The 16,403-nt window shown below is 65.4% G+C and carries 14 protein-coding genes; 2 read left to right on the plus strand and 12 right to left on the minus strand.

The features are described 5' to 3' along the window. The 12 genes from MnOB_RS12125 to MnOB_RS12180 form a co-directional block, all read right to left on the minus strand. The coding region (locus tag MnOB_RS12125; protein WP_158713802.1) for an aldehyde dehydrogenase family protein at positions 1-238 on the minus strand (238 nt) is incomplete at its 3' end. A gap of 182 nt (positions 239-420) precedes the next feature. Then, the gene (locus tag MnOB_RS12130) at positions 421-1,041 is read right to left on the minus strand and encodes a TetR/AcrR family transcriptional regulator (protein ID WP_077524478.1); all 621 of its coding nucleotides are present in this window, start codon (positions 1,039-1,041) and stop codon (positions 421-423) included. A 28-nt stretch (positions 1,042-1,069) separates the two neighbouring features. Beyond that, complete coding sequence (locus MnOB_RS29815; RefSeq protein WP_077524479.1) at positions 1,070-2,701, minus strand: methyl-accepting chemotaxis protein; 1,632 nt, start codon at positions 2,699-2,701, stop codon at positions 1,070-1,072. Positions 2,702-2,955: 254 nt separating this feature from the next. Next, entirely contained in the window at positions 2,956-4,107 is a 1,152-nt protein-coding gene (locus MnOB_RS12140; RefSeq protein ID WP_077524480.1) for an acyl-CoA dehydrogenase family protein, read from the minus strand. 29 nt (positions 4,108-4,136) lie between these two features. Next, positions 4,137-5,225, minus strand: coding sequence for an enoyl-CoA hydratase/isomerase family protein (locus tag MnOB_RS12145; RefSeq protein WP_077524481.1), 1,089 nt, complete (start codon positions 5,223-5,225; stop codon positions 4,137-4,139). Between the two features lie 2 nt (positions 5,226-5,227). After that, the gene (gene mmsB / locus MnOB_RS12150) at positions 5,228-6,118 is read right to left on the minus strand and encodes a 3-hydroxyisobutyrate dehydrogenase (RefSeq protein WP_077524482.1); all 891 of its coding nucleotides are present in this window, start codon (positions 6,116-6,118) and stop codon (positions 5,228-5,230) included. A 36-nt stretch (positions 6,119-6,154) separates the two neighbouring features. After that, positions 6,155-6,928 (minus strand): enoyl-CoA hydratase, encoded by a 774-nt coding sequence (locus MnOB_RS12155; RefSeq protein WP_077524483.1) that lies wholly within the window; start codon positions 6,926-6,928, stop codon positions 6,155-6,157. 47 nt (positions 6,929-6,975) lie between these two features. Continuing rightward, complete coding sequence (locus tag MnOB_RS12160; RefSeq protein ID WP_077524484.1) at positions 6,976-8,484, minus strand: CoA-acylating methylmalonate-semialdehyde dehydrogenase; 1,509 nt, start codon at positions 8,482-8,484, stop codon at positions 6,976-6,978. Between the two features lie 102 nt (positions 8,485-8,586). Further along, a complete protein-coding gene (locus MnOB_RS12165; RefSeq protein ID WP_077524485.1) occupies positions 8,587-10,290 on the minus strand; it encodes an AMP-binding protein in 1,704 nt (567 codons plus the stop codon). A gap of 675 nt (positions 10,291-10,965) precedes the next feature. Then, complete coding sequence (locus MnOB_RS12170; protein ID WP_077524486.1) at positions 10,966-12,228, minus strand: OprD family porin; 1,263 nt, start codon at positions 12,226-12,228, stop codon at positions 10,966-10,968. Between the two features lie 136 nt (positions 12,229-12,364). Continuing rightward, positions 12,365-14,014 (minus strand): cation acetate symporter, encoded by a 1,650-nt coding sequence (locus tag MnOB_RS12175; RefSeq protein WP_077524487.1) that lies wholly within the window; start codon positions 14,012-14,014, stop codon positions 12,365-12,367. Continuing rightward, positions 14,011-14,340, minus strand: coding sequence for a DUF485 domain-containing protein (locus tag MnOB_RS12180; protein ID WP_077524488.1), 330 nt, complete (start codon positions 14,338-14,340; stop codon positions 14,011-14,013). Before MnOB_RS12180 ends, MnOB_RS12175 begins: the two co-directional genes overlap by 4 nt. Positions 14,341-14,658: 318 nt before the next feature. Between MnOB_RS12180 and MnOB_RS12185 the strand changes: the two genes are divergently transcribed. Beyond that, a complete protein-coding gene (locus tag MnOB_RS12185) occupies positions 14,659-15,618 on the plus strand; it encodes a LysR family transcriptional regulator (protein WP_199824528.1) in 960 nt (319 codons plus the stop codon). 71 nt (positions 15,619-15,689) lie between these two features. Next, complete coding sequence (locus MnOB_RS12190; RefSeq protein ID WP_077524489.1) at positions 15,690-15,998, plus strand: NIPSNAP family protein; 309 nt, start codon at positions 15,690-15,692, stop codon at positions 15,996-15,998. The last annotated feature ends 405 nt before the right edge of the window (positions 15,999-16,403 follow it).

The following is a 16,403-nucleotide window of genomic DNA, read 5'->3' on the forward strand; positions in this document are numbered from 1 at the left end:
CGCGCGGACGCATGCGGCTCCAGGCGGAATCGTCGAAGGCCTGGCGCGCGGCCTGCACGGCACGGTCGACATCCTCGGCGGTGGCAGAGGGCACTTCACCGAGGATTTCGCCAGTCGCAGGATTACGGAAACTCATGGTGTTGCCCTTGACCGCGTCCTGCCACCTGGCGCCGATCAGCATCCGGTGGGGGCGGTCCAGGAACGAGCGGGTTTGCGGAAGAATCGGGGGAGTCTGCATGGGCGGGGCCTCTTGTTGTTGGTGTATGCCCGGCGGGAGCAAGGCCTGTGCCAGCGCCCCGGAAGGCCAGGCGGAGCGCCGCGCGCACAGGGGAACGCATCGTCCTGGCAACGCATCGATTCGGCGGGGTTGTGCCGGACTGGGGCAGGTGTCTCCGAATGAGACAGTCCGGTTGTCTCGCTTCAGCCGAGTCGGCTCGGCGCGATGGCGCCCTGCAACGCGCCGAGGGCCATTTCGCGCAGCAGTGAGGGGGAGCATTGCTCGGGGAGGAAACGCGCGGGCAGCTGATTGAGCAGTGACACCATGCCTCGGGCCACGCTGCGCAGGGCGAGTTCGCCGGCACCGTCTGCCAGTTGTCCGAGGGGCATCAGGAAGTACCCTTCGTAGCGCTGGCGCAAGGCCAGGATGCTGTCGCGGTAGCGGTCGTCCAGGTAGTGGAAATCCTGTTCGGCCAGCTGGAAGTGCGTGGCCATGGTCCGGTGCAGGTCGAGGTGGGCATCCACCAGGGCGTGCAGACGCGCGGCGGGGGCCTGCATGTCGCGCTGTACCTGGCCGGCATTGGCCAGCAGCTCGGAGTAGAGGTCTTCGATCAGTTCCTGGAGCAGGGCGTCCTTGCTGTCGACATGGTGGTACAGCGAGCCCGCGCCGATGCCCAGGGAGGCGCCCAGGTCACGCATGCTGACCTGGGCGAAACCGCGTTGCGAGAAAAGCTCCAGGGCCTTGTCGAGGATATCGGCGTGCCGGTTGGCACGGTCACGAGATCGGCTCGGGGCGGATACGGCGTTGTCCTGGACCTGTCGCATGATGCATGTCCTCGTGGCCGGGAAGGGCCTACACCCGGAACTGTTTGAGGGTCTGGTTCAACTGGTTGGCCAGCGTTCCCAGATGATGGCTCGCCTCGTTCGACTGGCTGGCGGCGAGGGCACTTTCCTCGGCCAGGGAGGCCGCCTGCGTCACGTTCTGGTTGATGTCCTCGACTACCTGGGACTGCTCCAGGGTGGCGCTGGCAATCGACGCGTTCAGGCCCGTCAGGTTGCGTAATGACCGGGCGATCTGCTCCAGGCTCTGGCCCGCCAGTCGAGCCTGTTCGACGGTCAGCGCGGAGGCGTGGCTGCTTTCGTCGATGACCTGCACGGCGGCTGCGGAATTAGCGTGCAGACGTTCGATCATCGTCTGGATTTCCGCCGTGGATTTCTGTGTGCGCTGCGCCAGCAGCCGCACTTCGTCCGCGACCACTGCGAAGCCGCGGCCCTGCTCGCCGGCACGTGCCGCTTCGATGGCGGCGTTCAGGGCCAGCAGGTTGGTCTGTTCGGCGATGGCGCGGATGACCTCCAGCACGGTACCGATCTGTGCGCTTTCGTGGGCCAGGGACTGGATGACGTCGACCGCCTTGCCGATGGTCTCCGAGAGCTGGTCGACCTGCTGCAGGCTGCTGCCGATATTGTCCTGGGCACGCAGCGCCTGCTCTTCGGCATCGCGCATTTCGCTGGAGGCCTGTTCGGCGTTGCGAGCCACCTCCTGTACGGCATAGGAAAGCTCCTGGACCGCGGTGGCGACCAGTTCCATCTGTTGCGACTGCTGTTGGCTCTGGCGCTGGGTGTCGTCGGCGATGACCCCCAGGGATTGCGAGGCCCGGTCGAGCGAGTCGGCGGTTTCCAGCGAGTGGCCGATAACCCCGCGCAGCTTGTGGGTGAAGGCGTTGAAATGCGTGCCCAGGGCGGTCAATTCGTCACGCCAGTGCTCATCGAGGCGGCGGGTGAGGTCGGCCTCGCCGCTGGCGATGTTGGCCATGGCACTCACCGCCTGGTCCAGCGGCGACGCGATGCTGCGGGCGATCAGGATGATCAGGGCAGCGAGCAGCAGGCCCGTCAGCAGGAGGATGCCGAGGGTGTTGAGGGCATGCGCGCGGAACTCGACCTGCACGTCGTCGACGTAGATCCCCGAGCCGACTATCCAGCCCCAGGGCTGGAACAGCTCGACGTAGGAGACCTTCGGCACCGGCTCCTCGGAGCCGGGACGCGGCCAGCTGTAATGGACAAGGCCGGCGCCATCGCGCTTGGCCACCGCCACCATGTCGTCGAACGGCTGGTTGCCGTCCGGGTCCCGCGTGCCGGCCATGACCTTGCCTTCGACCTTGGCGCTGGGGTGCATGACCATGCGCGTGTTCAGGTCCTCCAGCCAGAAATAGTCCTCGCCGTTGTAGCGCAGGCTGCGCATCAGTTCGATGGCGTGCCGCTGGGCCTCTTCGCGGCTGAGCTTGCCGGCGCCTTCCTGCTGGTGGTAGTAGCGCAGGATGCTGCCGGCGGTCTCGACCACGTGGCGGGTCTTCAGGGCCTTGGCGGCGTGCAGGTCGCCGAGGTTCTGGCTGAGCATCAGCCCGGCCAGGGCGAGCAGTACCAGCAGGGAGGTCGAGAGGATCAGCCACAAACGGTGGCTGATGGCGATATGGCGCAGGTTGGGCATGGCGATTGGCTTCTTGTTGTGGGTCTCTGATGGCCGGAGCAAGGCCTGTGCCAGTCACTCCGGGGCCGTGTCGCGCGCTGGGGGCCGGTCGATCCGCCAGTCCGGCATCGTGCCCGGACAGGGCTGCTGGCTCCGAATGAGACACTGGGTTGTCTCATGCCGCCGCAGGGCAGGCTGCGGAGGAAGGATGAAATCGAGTGCAAAAAAAACCGGGCGCTCCACGGGAGCGGAGACGCCCGGAAAACGTGGGTGACTCAGAGTTGGTAGTTGGCCAGCTCGCGTGCGATCACGAGGCGCTGCACTTCGCTCGATCCTTCGTAGATCTGCGTGATCCGCGCATCCCGGTAGTACTTCTCGACCGGGTAGTCCTCCAGGTAGCCGTAGCCGCCGTGGACCTGGATGGCGCTGGAACACACCTGCTCGGCGATTTCCGAGGCGAACAGCTTGGCCTGCGAGGCCTCCGACAGGCAGGGCAGGCCGGCGCTCTTCAGGCGGGCGGCATGCAGGATCATCAGCTGCGCGGCATTGAGGCGGGTCTGCATGTCCGCCAGCAGGTTACCGATGCTCTGGTGCTCGATGATCGGCTTGCCGAACTGCACCCGCTCACGTGCGTAGCCCAGCGCCGCCTCGAAGGCCGCGCGGGCAATGCCGAGGGCCTGGGCAGCGATCCCGATGCGGCCGCCTTCGAGGTTCGACAAGGCGATGGCCAGGCCCTTGCCGCGTTGACCCAGCATGTTGGCTTCCGGCACCACGCAGTTGTTCAGGGTCACGGCGCAGGTGTCCGAGGCCTTGATGCCCATCTTGTGCTCGCTGCGGTCGATGTCGAAGCCGGGCGTCTCGGTGGGCACCAGGAACGCGGAAAGGCCTTTCTTGCCCAGTTCCGGGTCGGTCACCGCGAAGACGATGGCGAGTTTCGCCCGCTTGCCATTGCTGACGAACTGCTTGGCGCCGTTGAGCACCCAGTGGCCGTCCACCAGCTCGGCGCGGGTACGCAGGTTGTGCGCCTCGGAGCCAGCCTGGGGTTCGGTCAGGCAGAAGCAGCCGATGGCCGCGCCGCTCGCCAGGGCTGGCAGCCACTGGTCCTTCTGCGCCTCGCTGCCGTAGTTGAGGATCGGCCCGCAGCCGACCGAGTTGTGGATGCTCATCAGCGCGCCGAGGGCGCCGTCGCCGGCGGAGATTTCCTCCACCGCCAGTGCATAGGCCACGTAGTCGATGTAGGTGCCGCCCCATTGCTCGGGCACCACCATGCCGAGCAGGCCCAGGTCGCCCATCTGGCGCACCAGTTCGTCGTCGATCCAGCCGGCCTTTTCCCAGGCCTGGGCGCGGGGCGCGACTTCAGCGCGGGCGAAGTCCCGCGCCATGTCGCGGATCATGCGCTGTTCTTCGGTGAGTTCGAGATCGTGCATCGTGCTTGTTCTCCCGCAGGATGGCACCGTCAGGCGGTGCGAAGAGGTTTGCCGGCTGCGTTCGGGAAGCCGCTGAAGAAGGACAGGACCTGCTGTTGCGTCAGGTCTGCCAAGGTCGGCGGGTTCCAGCGCGGGGTCTTGTCCTTGTCGATGATCAGGGCGCGGATGCCTTCGATCAGGTCACCCTTGTCGAACCACTGGTCGTCCAGGTGCAGCTCCAGGGCGAAGCAATCGCCCAAGGGCAGGTGACGGCCCCGGCGCAGCAGCTCCAGGGTCACGGCCATCGCCAGGGGCGAGCGGCTGTCCAGCACGCGCACGGTTTCCTCGGCCCAGTCGGAGTATTCGGCGCAATCCTCGGCCAGCAGCGACTGGCGGATGGCGCTGATATCCGGCAGGGCGAAATGCCGGTCGATGGCTGGGCGCAGTGCTTTCAGCTCCGAGCCCGGAATGCGTTCGGCAGCCAGGCAGCCGAGCAGCTGGGCGAGGTTCTCACGGGGCGCGTAGCTCCATTTCAGGTTGTCCAGCGCCTGGTCCAGCTCCCCGATGCGCTCGCTGGGCAGGCAGTAGTCGGCGAGGCCCACATACAGCGCATCGGCTGCGCGTACCTGGCCGCCGGTGACGCCCAGGTAGATGCCCAGCTCCCCCGGCAGGCGTGGCAGGAAGTAGCTGCCGCCGACATCCGGGAAGAAGCCGATGCCGACTTCCGGCATGCCCATGCGGGTGCGTTCGGTGATGACGCGCAACGAGGCGGCCTGCGCCAGTCCCATGCCGCCGCCGAGGACGAAGCCGTCGAGCAGCGCCAGCACTGGCTTGGCGTAGTTGTGCAGGTACTCGTCCAGCGCATATTCCTCTTCGAGGAACACCTGGTGCTGGTTGTCGCCGGCTACATGGCTCTCGTACAGCATGCGGATGTCGCCACCCGCGCAGAAAGCCTTCTCACCGGCGCCGCGAATGACCACGGCGACGATGTCCGGGTCCAGTTCCCAGGCCCACAGGTGCCGATGCAGCTGGCGCACCATAGGCAGGGTCAGGGCATTGAGCCCGGCCGGGCGGTTCAGCGTGAGGTGGCCGACGCGGTTGCGCACGCTGGCCAGGATGGACGCCTCGTTGTCGCTCATGCTCAGGCTTCCCGGCGGAACAGGTTGATGATCGCGGAGAAGTCGAGGCCACCGTACCCTTGCAGGCTGAAGGTCTGGTACAGCTGCTGGGCGGCGGCGCCGAGCACGACCGGCTGTTTCGCGTGGCGCGCGGCCTCGGTGGCCAGCCCCAGGTCCTTGAGCATCAGGTCGGTGCCGAAGCCGCCGCTGTAGCCGCGCGAGGCAGGGGCATTTTCCAGCACGCCGGGGAACGGGTTGTTGATCTCCGAGCTCCAGCAGCGGCCGCTGGAGGTGTTGATGATGCCAGCCAGCACGTTCGCATCCATGCCGAGGGCGACGCCCAGGGCCATGGCTTCGGCGACGCCGACCATGGAGATGCCGAGCAGCATGTTGTTGGCGATCTTGGCCACCTGGCCGTTACCCGTGGCGCCGCAGTGGACGATGTTCCGGCCCATGGCAGCGAGCAGCGGCTGGGCCTGGTCGAACGCGTTGGTAGGACCGCCGACCATGAAGGTCAGGGTGCCGGCCGCCGCGCCGCCGGTGCCGCCGGAAACCGGCGCGTCGAGCATGGGGTTGCCCTGAGCCGTGGCCACCTTGGCAACGTCGCGAGCGCTCAGCGGATCGATGGTGGAGCTGTCGATCAGCAACACGCCCTGACCGATATTGGCCAGCAGGCCATTGGCACCCAGGTAGACATCTTTCACGTGTGCGGCGGTGGGCAGCATGGTGATGATCGCGGCGACGCCGTCACGGGCGAGCTCCGCCGGGCTGTTGGCCGTGCGTGCACCGAGCTCTACGAGTGCGGCGGTCGCCAGCGGCGAGGGGTCGAACACGGTCAGGGTGTGGCCGGCCTTGAGCAGGTTGCGGGCCATGGGGCCGCCCATGTTGCCGAGACCAAGAAATCCGATATGCATGCTGGTGTCCTCTAGATATTGGGCCGGGAAGTTCGGTCAACGATGGGTGAAGTTCGGTGCGCGCTTTTCCACGAAGGCACTCATGCCTTCCTTCTGGTCAGCGCTGGCGAACAGCGAATGGAACAAGCGCCGCTCGAAGCGCACGCCTTCATTGAGTCCCAGCTCGAAGGCGCGGTTGACGCACTCCTTGGTCATCATGGCGGCGGGCAGCGATTTGCTGGCGATGCCGCGCGCCACGGCCAGGGTTTCGTCCAGCAGGGATTCGGCCGGCAGCACGCGGGCCACCAGGCCGGCACGTTCGGCTTCCTCGGCGGTCAGCTGGCGGCCGGTGAGGCACAGTTCCATGGCCTTGGACTTGCCCAGGGCATGGGTCAGGCGCTGGGTGCCGCCGATGCCCGGGATCACCCCGAGGGTCAGTTCCGGCAGGCCGAAGCGGGCGTTCTCGGCGGCGTAGATGAAGTCGCACATCAGCGCCAGTTCGCAGCCACCGCCCAGGGCGTAGCCGGCGACCGCGGCGATCAGTGGCTTGCGCCGGGCACCGATACGGTCGGCGGCAGCGAAGAAGTCGTCGAGGTAGATCTGCGGGAAGCCGAAGGCGGACATTTCCTTGATATCGGCGCCCGCGGCGAAGGCCTTGGCCGAGCCGGTGATCACGATGCAACCGACCTCGGCGTCGGCCTCCAGGTGGTCGAGGGCGAGGTTCAGCTCGGCGACCAGCTGCGAGTTGAGGGCGTTCAGCGCCTTGGGCCGGTTCAGGGTGATCAGGCCGACACGTTCCTGTACCGAGACCAGCAGGGTTTCGTATTCCATGGTGTTTCTCCAGGCGGGCCGGCGCGTAGGGCGCCGGCCCGGTGGGATCATTTCAGGGTGATGGTGGTGTTCACCGGACCGCCGACATCGTCTTCGTCGAACCAGCGTTGGGTGATGGTCTTGGTCTGGGTGTAGAACAGCACCACCTGCTTGCCGTAGGGACCGAGGTCACCCAGCTTGGAGGCGCGGGAGCCGCTGAAGGAGAACAGCGGGACCGGCACCGGGATCGGTACGTTGATGCCGACCTGGCCGACGTCGATCTCTTCCTGGAAGTGCCGCGCAGCAGCGCCGGAACGGGTGAAGAGGGCGGTGCCGTTGCCGTTCGGGTTGTCGTTGATGAAGGCAATGGCTTCGTCGAGGCTGGCAGCGTTCACCACACAGAGCACCGGCCCGAAGATTTCTTCGCGGTAGATGGTCATTTCCGTGGTCACGCCGGAGAAGATGGTCGGGCCGACGAAGTTGCCGTCCTCGTAGCCGGGTACACTCGGATTGCGGCCGTCCAGGACCAGCTTGGCGCCTTCCTCGATACCGGTGGCGATCAGGCCGCTGATGCGGTCCAGCGCGGAGCAGGAAACCACCGGGCCGATGTCGGTGCCCGGCTCGACGCCGGCACTCACTTTCAGGGTCTTGGCCTTCTCTACCAGATCCGGCAACCAGGCTTGCGCCTCGCCCACCAGGATCACCACCGGCAGGGCCATGCAGCGTTGGCCAGCGGCGCCGAAGGAGGCACCCAGCAGGTTGTTCAGGGTCTGCTGCTTGTTGGCGTCGGGCAGGACGATGGCGTGGTTCTTCGCGCCCATCATGCATTGCGCGCGCTTGCCGTTCAGGGAGGCGCGGTTGTAGACGTGGGTGCCGACTTTGGTGGAGCCGACGAAGGACACGGCCTTGATGTCCGGGTGGTCGCAGATCAGGTTCACCGCATCGACGCCACCGTGGATCACGTTCAGCACGCCTTTCGGGATGCCGGCTTCCAGCGCCAGTTCCACCAGGCGCATGGTTACCAGCGGGTCCTGCTCGGAAGGCTTGAGGACGAAGGTGTTACCGCAGGCGATGGCCATGGGGAACATCCACAGCGGGATCATCGCCGGGAAGTTGAACGGGGTGATGCCAGCGCACACGCCGATCGGTTGCAGCAGGGTGTAGGTGTCCACGCCGTTGGCGACGTTGTTGGCCAGCTCGCCCATCTGCAGGGTGCCGATGTTGGCGGCATGCTCCACCACTTCCAGGCCACGGAAGACGTCGCCCTCGGCGTCCGGCAGGGTCTTGCCCTGTTCGGCGGTGAGCAGGGCGGCCAGCTCCTTGATGTTCTCGCGGATCAGTTGCTGGTACTTCAGGAAGATGCGGGCGCGGGCGCCGATCGGGGTCTTGCGCCAGGTCTTGAAGGCGTCCTGGGCGGCGGCGACGGCGGCGTTCATCTCGTCCTGGGTAGCGAAGGGCACGCGGGCCAGGACTTCCTGGGTCGCCGGGTTGACCACGTCGCGCCACTGCTGGGACTTGGATTCGACGAATTCACCGTTGATGAGCAGCTTGACGCTGGGAACGCTGGAAGAGGTCATGTATGGGTCCTGCCTGCTTTCGTTGGGTCGAGTGAGGCCCCTCGGGGCATAGGTCCGAGCGGTCGGGTTTTCGGTTGAGAGGGCCGGCGAGCCGGCCCGGATTCAGCCCTTGAGCTGCGGGAAGTCTTCTTCGAAGTACTCGCCAGCGCCCCGTGCATCGCCCTGGCGGCGCTGCACTTCCATCTGCCGCAGTTCCACGCGGCGGATCTTTCCGGAGATGGTCTTGGGCAGTTCGCTGACGAACTCGATGCGCCGCACGCGCTTGTAAGGCGCCAGGTGCTCGCGGGCGAAGGCGAGGATGTCCAGGGCCAGTTCGGCGCTGCCGGGCTCGTCATGGGCGAGGATCAGGAAGGCCTTGGGCACCGCCAGGCGCACCGGATCGGGGCTGGGCACGATGGCCACTTCCATCACGGCCGGATGCTCGATCAACGCGCTCTCCAACTCGAAGGGGCTGATGCGGTAGTCGGAGGCCTTGAACACGTCATCGGCACGGCCGACGAAGGTGATGTAGCCGTCTTCGCAGATCTGCGCGGTGTCGCCGGTACGGTAATAGCCGTCGCGCATCACTTCCGCGGTTTTCTCCGGGTTGTCTTCGTAACAGAGCATCAGGCCCAGCGGACGGACCTCCAGCGGCAGGGCCACTTCGCCTTCATTGGCAGGCTGGCCGTCGGGGTCGAGCATGGTCACGCGGTAGCCGGGCAGCGGACGGCCCATGGAGCCGGGCTTGAGTTTCTGGCCGGGGGTATTGCCGACCAGGGCGGTGGTTTCCGACTGGCCGAAGCCGTCGCGCAGGTCGAGGCCCCAGGCATGCTGGACCTGCTCGATGATTTCCGGGTTGAGCGGCTCGCCAGCACCCACCAGTTCGCGCAGGCGCAGGCGGCTGCGGTAGCTGGCCAGGTCTTCCTGGATCAGCATGCGCCAGACGGTGGGCGGCGCGCACAGGCTGGTGACGCCGTAGCGTTCGAGTACACCGAGCAGGGCCGGGGCGCTGAAGCGCGCGACGTTATGGATGAAGATGCAGGCGCCGGCGTTCCAAGGGGCGAAGAAGCAGCTCCAGGCATGCTTGGCCCAGCCGGGGGAGGAGATGTTCAGGTGCAGGTCGCCGGGCTGCAGGCCGATCCAGTACATGGTCGACAGGTGGCCGACCGGGTAGCTCTGGTGGCTGTGCAGCACCATCTTCGGTTTGGAGGTGGTGCCGGAGGTGAAGTACAGCAGCATCGGGTCGGTGGCGAGGGTCACGCCCTCGGCCTGGAATTCGGCCGGGTACTGCTCCGCTGCGCTGTGCTGTGTCCAGCCCGACGCATTACCGCCGACGCTGATGCGGGTGAGGCCTTCGGCCAGACCGTTGAATTTTTCCAGGTGGGCGGCGCCGGCCACCACATGGTTGATCCGGCCGCGCTCGATGCGATCGCGCAGGTCTTCGGAGGTGAGCAGGGCGGTGGCGGGAATCACCACGGCGCCAAGCTTGAAAGCGGCCAGCATGGTTTCCCACAGGGCGATGTCGTTGCCGAGCATCATCAGGATGCGCTCGCCGCGTTTCACGCCCAGGGCGCGCAGGTGGTTGGCGACACGGTTGGAGCGCTCGGACAGCTCCTGGAAGCTGTAGCGGCGCTCGCTGCCGTCCTCTTCGACAATCCAGAGTGCCGGTGCCTGGTTGCCCTTGGCCATCTCATCGAAATAGTCCAAGGCCCAGTTGAATTGCGTGAGCTGGGGCCAACTGAAACCGCGTACGGCCGTGTCGTAGTCGGTGCGATGGGCAAGCAGGAAGTCGCGGGCGGCAAGGAAGGGGAGGCTGTTGTTGTTCATGGCGCGAGCCCTTGATTGTTATTTTGAGTCGTTCCGGTTTAAGGCCGGGCTGGTGAATTGAGTATATGCAGGCGTTAATCAAATAAGAACGAGCACAAAAACCGGTGCGATGTGCAAAAAAATCATAGTTGTTCGCACGAGCCCGCGCTGGGGAACTCGATGTACGGGCCCTCTCCCCAACCCTCTCCCTGAAGGGAGAGGGGGCTGCCAGCGCGCGTAGGGTGGATGCCGCTTTTTGCATCCACCATGTGGGGCAGGCGGCAGTCCGTCACGTTGGGTTTCGCTGCGCTCTACGCCAACCTACGTGGGGCGAAGCTAAGTTCGGCGGGCAGCTTCTGTGTAGGAGCGAGCTTGCTCGCGAAAGGGTCCGGCTCGGAAGGTTCGCGAGCAGAGCTCGCTCCTACAAATGCTTCGGTACCGACCTTTGGGGGCGGGGTTGGGATTCGTCGCGTTGGGCGAAGCTAAGTTCGGCGGGGCAGCTTTTGTGTAGGAGCGAGCTTGCTCGCGAAAGGTCTGGCTTGGAAGGTTCGCGAGCAGAGCTCGCTCCTACAAATGCTGACGGGGTGGAATCGGTTACGTTGGGCTTCGCTGCGCTCTGCGCCAACCTACAGGAGCCGGCTCCTGTAGGGGCGAATTCATTCGCCAAGCGGGACGCAGTCCTGCCGCGGGGAACCCTTACCAGAGCGGCAGGGTGTAGCTGAGGATCAGGCGGTTCTCGTCGAGGTCGTTGCCGAAATTGGTCGAACGCACCGTGGCGTTGCGCCACTTCACGCCGACGTTTTTCAGCGGTCCGCTCTGCACCACGTAGGCGATGTCGGTGTCGCGCTCCCATTCCTTGCCGTCTTCGCGCCCGGCGCCCAGTTCCACGCCGTCGCCGCTGAGGTAGCGGGTCATGAAGGTCAGCCCGGGAATCCCTATGGCGGCGAAGTTGTAGTCGTAACGGGCCTGCCAGGAACGCTCTTCGCGGTTGGCGAAGTCGCTGATCTGCACGAAGTTCACCAGGTACGCATCGCTGCCGTTGACGTAGGCGAAGCCGGTGTCGCCGCTCATGCGCTGGTAGCCCAGGCCGACGGCGTGGCCGCCGAAGCCGTAGGTGAACATGGCGCCGAAGGCCTTGTTGTCGACATTGCTGCCACCTTCATCGGTGGAGCGGGCGAAGCGCAGGTCGCTCTTCAGGCTCTGGCCGTCGCCGAGCGCCAGCAGGTGGTTCAGGCTCAGGTAGTGCTGGCGGTAGAAGTCGTCCAGGCGGCCGAAGCCATAGCCGGTAGTCAGGGCGTCGTTCCACTTGTAGCTGAGGTTGGCGAAGTCGAAGGCGTCGCTGGTGGTCTGGCGCGCGCGGATGTTCTTCACCCCGACGGTGGTGATGCTCATGTCCTCGTAGTCGGAGGAGTCGCGCTGGTTCACCTGGGTGAGGCGTCCGGCATCGACGGTCAGGCCGTCGATCTCCAGGGAGTTGAGCTGGCCGCCTTCGAAGGTCTGCGGCAGCAGGCGCGAATCGTTGGCCAGCAGCACCGGCAGCTTGGGCATCAGGGTGCCGAGCTTGAGGGTGCTCTTCGAGGCGCGCAGCTTGGCGGTCAGACCCAGTTCGCCGTATTCGTCCTGGGCCCGCTTGGGGGCTTCGCGATCACGTTTGAGCAGGCCGGAGCCGGCGCGGTCGGGGCTGGAGTCCAGTTTGACGCCGAGCAGACCGATGGCGTCCAGGCCGACGCCGATGCTGCCTTCGGTGAAGCCCGACTCGTAGCGCAGGAGGAAACCCTGGGCCCATTCCTCGGCCTTGGCCTGCGGGGCGGCGTGCTGGCGGAAGTCGCGGTTGAAGTAGAAGTTGCGCAGCTCCAGGCTGGCTTTCGAATCCTTGATGAAGTCCGCCAGGGCGGGTGTGGAGCAACTGAGTGCACCGCCGACGAGCAGCAGGTGGGAGGTGAGGGAGCGGCGATCCATGGAGGCCTCTTATTGTTTTAGTGGACAAACGAATCCGTACCGGCCCGAGGGCCGGTAGCGGGGTGAGACGGAATTGAAAAGGGGCACGCCCCAAAGGAGCGACGAGCGTGCCCGCTAACTGGCTGCGCGATTCGCGTCAGTGGCTGCTGGCGGCAGCGGCTCCCAGGCCGGTCTGGGCGCGCACGAACTGGTCGGCATAAGCCGCCCGTTCACGGTTGGCGCGGGCGCTGCGATCGAGCGTGGAGACGACGATGATCACGAGGAAGGCCAGCGGCATGGAGAACAGCGCCGGCTGGTCGTAGGGGAACAGGGCTTTCTCGTGGCCCAGCACGCCGACCCAGACGGCCGGAGCGCAGATCACCAGACCCATGGCGCTGACCAGTCCGGTCAGCCCGCCCCAGAGAGCGCCACGGGTGGTCAGGCCCTTCCAGTACATGGCCATGATCAGCACAGGGAAGTTGGCCGAAGCGGCGACACCGAAGGTCAGGCCGACCAGGAAGGCGATGTTCATCTGCTCGAAGAGGATGCCCAGGCCGATGGCGACCAGACCAATGGCCACGGTGGCGATGCGCGATACCCGCATCTCGTCCTTCTCGCTGGCGTGGCCTTTCTTCAGTACGCTGGCGTAGAGGTCGTGGGAGATCGCCGAGGCGCCTGCCAGGGCGAGGCCTGCGACCACCGCGAGAATGGTGGCGAAGGCCACGGCGGAGAGGAAACCGAGGAACAGGTTGCCGCCCACTGCCTGGGCCAGGTGCATGGCGACCATGTTGCCGCCACCCACCAGGGCACCGCCCAATTTGCCGTCGACGAAGTACTGCGGGTCGGTGCCGACGATGACGATGGCGGTGTAGCCAAGCACGCACACCACCAGGAAGAAGAAGCCGATGAAACCGGTGGCGAACAGCACCGAACGACGGGCTTCCCTGGCGTTGGGGACGGTGAAGAAACGCATCAGGATGTGCGGCAGGCCGGCGATGCCGAATACAAGGCCGAGGGACAGCGAGACGGCGCTGATGGGGTCGGCCAGCAGGGTGCCGGGGCCCATGATCTTGCCGCCGCTGGCGTGCACGGCGACCGCGCGCTCGGCCAGGTTTTCGAAGCTGAAGCCGAACTCGCTCATGGCCATCACCACCAGCGTGGTGCCGCCGGCCAGCAGCAGGACGGCCTTGGTGATCTGCACCCAGGTCGTGGCGATCATGCCGCCGAAGATCACGTAGACCAGCATCAGCACGCCTACCACCACCACCGCCAGTTGGTAGTCCAGGCCGAACAGCAGCTTGATCAGCTGACCTGCGCCGACCATCTGCACGATCAGGTAGCAGCAGACCACCGTCAGCGAGCCGAGGGCGGCGAAACTGCGTACGCGGGTCTGGTCGAGGCGGTAGGAGACGATGTCGGCGAAGGTGTACTTGCCCAGGTTGCGCAGGCGCTCGGCCATCAGGAAGGTGACGATGGGCCAGCCGACGAAGAAGCCGATGATGTAGACGAAGCCGTCGTAGCCCTTGGCGAACACCAGGCTGGAAAGCCCCAGCAGGGTCGCCGCCGACATGTAGTCACCGGCAATGGCAAGACCGTTCTGGAAGCCCGAGATACCGCCGCCAGCGGTGTAGAAGTCGGCGGTGGAGCGGGTGCGGCGCGCGGCCCACCAGGTGATCACCAGGGTGGCGAGGACGAAGACGAAGAACATGCCGATGGCATGCAGGTTGAGCGGTTGTTTCTGCGCCGTGATGGTGTCGGCGAAGCTGGAGAGCGGTGCCAGGGCGAAGAGGGCGAGGAGGGCTTTCATGCCTGGCCCTCCGCGAGGATTTCTGCGCTCAGCGCATCGAAGCGGTTATTGGCGTGACGCACGTACCAGGCGGTCAGCAGCCAGGAAAGGACAATGATGGCGGCGCCGAGCGGGATGCCGCGGCTGAGGTGACTGCCCTCGTAGAGCGGCATGTGCAGCCAGCCGGGAACGAAGGCCACCAGCATGATGAACAGGTAGTAGACGGCCAGCACGAGGGCGCTGAGCGACCAGGCGAGGATGGCGCGCTCCTGGGCCAGGCGCTGGAATTTCGGGTTGGCCATAATGCGAGCATTGGCCGGGGCGTCGGGGGAGTGGTGAGGTTTCATTTCGGGCTCCGCTTTAATTGTTTTTGTCGTGCCTGTCGCCGCAGCTTTTTCAAGCGTGCAGCATTCCCGGCGGCGCCTCGGGAAGGCGTCGCCAAGTTCTTCGTCAGTGAGGTGTTCTTCAGTGACCGCGGCTCCCTCCGGGAGCCAGCAAATGGTGGGTAGCGCAAGGCGCGGGAAGGCCGGAAACCAGGCATGCGTTCATGCTGTCAGCCCTCCATCTGAGTGATCCCGGCCAAGGCGAAAAAGCTCTTGGCTGCGGGTCGATGGATGTGAGTATATGTAAGCATCCATCCCTTAAAGAACAGGCAAAATATCCTGATGGACATGCAAAAAAGTCCCAGCCAGGAACAGGTCAAATGGGACGACCTGCGATTCTTCCTGGAAGTTGCCCGAACCCGCACTGCAACCGGCGCTGCCCGCCGACTGGGTGTCGACTACACCACCGTGTCGCGACGCGTGCGGGCACTGGAGCAGGCGCTGGGTGCCTTGCTGTTCGAAAAGTCCCGCGCGGCCGGCTTCGTCCTGACGGTGGAAGGGCAGCGTCTGCTGAGTCATGCCGAGACCCTCGAAAGCACCTTGCAGGCCGCCTGCGAGCAGGTGTCGGGCACGCGCCTGGGGCTGTCCGGCCATGTGCGGATCGGCTGTACCGAGGGCTTTGGTTCCTATTTCGTGACGGCGCAGATGAGTCGCTTCCTCGAGCAGTATCCGCATATCTCGGTGGACATCCTGCCGGTGCCTCACTTCGTCAGCCTGTCGCGTCGCGAAGCAGATATCGCCATCACCCTGGAACGCCCCGAGCGCGGTCCCTATGTCTGTTCCAAGCTCGCCGACTACCGCCTGCGCCTCTACGGCACGCCTGAGTACCTGGCCAGCCAACCGCCGATCGAAACGCGCGAAGACCTGGCAAACCACCCCTTCATCACCTACGTCGAGGACCTGGCGTTCAGCCCCAAGCTGCTCTACCTGAATGACCTGCTGCCCGGTGCCATGAGCCAGCTGCGCAGCACGAGCGTCATCGCCCAGTACCAGGCCGCATTGCAGGGCAGGGCGTTGGCGATCCTGCCGTGCTTCCTGGTGGCGGGCGACCCGAGGCTACAGGCCGTGCTGCCCGGTGACGTGGAGGTCACCCGCCAGTTCTGGATCTATTACAGCGAGGACCTGCGCCGCCTCAAGCGCATCACCCTGGTGGCCGAGTACCTGCACCGTTGCGCCGATCTCAATCGCGGCTGGCTGATGGGAGAGGATGACCGGATACAGGTGCCGGCTTTCGAGAAATAGACCTCCAGGGCTCATGGCTCGTATCGCGAAAAAGCCCACATCCAGATCGCACCACTTGAACGAGAGACCGAATGATTACTTGCTACCTTCGTTACATCCTCGATCCCTACAAACTGGCGGAGTTCGAACACTACGGGAAGCTCTGGATTCCACTCGTGGAGAAGTTCGGCGGCCAGCATCACGGCTACTTCCTGCCGTCCGAGGGCGCAAACAATATCGCCGTGGCGATGTTTTCCTTCCCGAGCCTGGCGGCCTACGAGCAGTACCGGCAGGACTCGATGAAAGACGCGGACTGCATCGCTGCCTTCAAGTACGCCGAGGACACGCGCTGCATCCTCAGCTACGAGCGCACGTTCTTCCGGCCTGTCTTCGGTGCTTGAACGAGTACGCTCGGCCTCCTGAAGGGGCGGCGTCGCCCAACTGCAGTTGCTCACTATCAGGCTGCTGATTGCTTCAGGATTACTTGTGCCTCGCCGGCGCGAGTCACCCCTCGCCCGCTTGCGGGAGAGGGGCGGGGGAGAGGGGGCGCAGTTAACGCGCTCATACCCCCGGCCGAAGCGGTACTCGCCCCAGGGCGTCGATGCTGTTCGCCGACGGACATCGCGAGTGCCGGCCACCATGCTGCCGAATGCGCTTGGCATGCTCCGGCGCATCGCCCCGCAGGCGGTGGTGACGGTAAAGGTGGGGGCTAACTCCGCAATCTATCCGATGCTGCTCTAGGCGACGTGGGCATCGTCCGTCCTGGGCATTCTTCCCGAGGATGCCAGCGTGTTCCTGCCCGACTG

The organism is Metapseudomonas resinovorans (assembly GCF_002003485.1).
Classification (GTDB): domain Bacteria; phylum Pseudomonadota; class Gammaproteobacteria; order Pseudomonadales; family Pseudomonadaceae; genus Metapseudomonas; species Metapseudomonas resinovorans_D.